The sequence below is a fragment of the Microcoleus sp. C2D2 genome, assembly GCF_036702495.1.
Taxonomy (GTDB): domain Bacteria; phylum Cyanobacteriota; class Cyanobacteriia; order Cyanobacteriales; family Microcoleaceae; genus Microcoleus.
This window is the reverse complement of record NZ_JAUBTO010000385.1, coordinates 1-1,486: the sequence shown is the minus strand read 5'-3', so window position 1 is coordinate 1,486 and position 1,486 is coordinate 1. Positions and strand designations below refer to the sequence as shown.

1 pseudogene is annotated in these 1,486 nt (G+C 40.4%); it reads right to left on the bottom strand.

What is annotated here, in order from left to right:
* Window positions 1–486: 486 nt before the first annotated feature.
* A pseudogene (locus tag QUB61_RS39385) lies at window positions 487–1,054 on the bottom strand (IS701 family transposase); the annotation flags it as partial.
* Between the last annotated feature and the right edge of the window lie 432 nt (window positions 1,055–1,486).

The window sequence follows — 1,486 nt, the reverse complement described above, 5'->3', positions numbered from 1 at the left end:
GTTTTTGAGTAACAGCTTGCCGGATATTTAAAGGCAGCTACTTTTAGATGCGCTCGTTTTTTAGTCTCAACTCCAGTAATTGAGGTAAATCGAGAAATATGAGCAGTTTGCGGCGGCGACTTTCGGTGGTAATTGGATAGGGAAATACGCGTGCTAGCCTCTCTAATCTCACTTGTTTTTCCGATTGGATCACATTCAGTAAGATTGTGAGCAGCATAAACTGGGCGTGCGTCAGTTGTTTTTGTAAGTGGGTCTGATAGAATGTGGGTAACATTTTTTTTTGTAGGCTAGCCTGTAACAATTTGGCTGCCTATCTTTTTTGAGCACAAGTGGGTTAAATCTTTACTCAGTCTGGGTTTCAGGCGGGGTTGTCACCCCGCCAGGAAACTAAGAGAACTCAAACAAAGAGTATACGGATGTTTAAGTTGTACCCGAAATTGGTTGATTTGTTGACGCAGATTAAACCTAACGGGACTTAAACAAAATTTAAGCCCAAATCAAGCCCAAACTGGCTTTATAAGCGGCAAATACGTCCATATTTTCTTGCAACCAGCGTACAAATCTATAAGATATAGCTGTTCTAAAAGCTGATAAGGTATTAGTAAATGTCTCTAATGGTTGGTGAGCATCGCTTCGTCTGGGTCCACCAGTTAACCGATGCCAAACAATAAAACTGTAGGCACATAACACCAATATCCAATGTCGATAAAGGCTGATCTCCCCTCTTACTTGGTACTTTTTTAATCCTAGCCAACACGAGAGCCTCACGATAGAATACCTCCACCCAATTACGTTGGGAGTAAGTCGTTACTACCCATTCATCTGTTGCTTTCTCCCGGGTAGCATTAGTAATCAAATAATTAACTTCTGTCGCCGTAGGAAGAGTCGCAGCATTCATGACGATAGCTACTGTTTTTGACTCTGACATTGTTGACAATTCTACTTCGATAGTTGCTACCCACACGGTTCTTGGCTTTTCTAGCTTTAGTTGAATCGCAGTAAAAGCTTCTGAATTCATGCTTTTTGCTAGTTCATCTAATCTAATCTCTTTTCGTTCTAGTCCATGTTCTAGCCCACATTCCGCAGATGTGTGTGGGATTTTTTTTATCAGTTGTGAAAAGTTGGAGTCAAAAAGTTTTTCCGTTTAACTTATGCGGTTTTAACGTCACGGGTACCTGTCAAATCTCCCGAAATCAACTAAACTGAAAGATTTGACTTTTTTTAATAGATTTATGGCGCTTTTTTCGCAAAATAACTTAGCTTTTTAGCCAAGATAAATCCCGCCAAGAGCTAATCATCTTGACTAATAAATGTGGATTATTCACCAAGATTTACAGCTTAATGGAGAGCGTCATCCACCTGCAAACATTAAATAGTACCGACTGCAATACTGTCCTAAATGCTTTAATACCCACATTCCGCACCCTCAACTGGCACATAGGCGGATTGAGGTGGTAAAAGTGAATCATCCGAGATAATAGTGAGT